Origin of the sequence: Paludisphaera soli, assembly GCF_011064595.1 — a bacterium.
Lineage (GTDB): Bacteria > Planctomycetota > Planctomycetia > Isosphaerales > Isosphaeraceae > Paludisphaera > Paludisphaera soli.
In genome coordinates, this window is the sequence record NZ_JAALJI010000153.1 from 1 (window position 1) to 448 (window position 448).

1 protein-coding gene is annotated in these 448 nt (G+C 73.0%); it reads right to left on the minus strand.

The genetic code is table 11. The annotated features are described in order from the left end of the window. Nucleotides 1–73: 73 nt before the first annotated feature. Nucleotides 74–448, minus strand: a 375-nt coding sequence (locus G6O68_RS32105; protein ID WP_206108305.1) for a septation protein SpoVG family protein, incomplete at its 5' end; no start/stop codon positions are given.

Sequence of the window (448 nt, forward strand, 5' to 3'; positions counted from 1 at the left end):
TCGCACCGGCCCACGAGGGCCGTCCTCCCCGCGACCGCGACCCGATACCGCACGCGGACGGTCCGCTCGCCCCTCATGACGCCCTCCGATCGGCGGGGCGGACGCGCTCCACCTCGGCCGCGTAGGCTTCGAGCAGCGCGACCTCGATCTGGCGGCGGCCTTCCTGCGTGACCGGGTGGGCCACGTCCGTGTAGCGGCACTCGCGGCCGCTCGGGTTGATCCTCAGCGACGTCCGGCCCTCGGGGAGCCGTGCGCCGAAGCGGCCGCAGTAGTTGTCCGCGTAGGGCGTCTTGTGGTCGCACTCGGGGCAGTGGTCGGCCAGCTTCCGCGACGGCATCGCGATCATGAGCCCTCGCGGGTCGTCGATGATCCGCAGGTCGCGGACCGCGAAGGCGTCGTCGATCAGGATGCTCGCGTAGGCCGCGACCTTCTCGGCGGCGGGCGAACG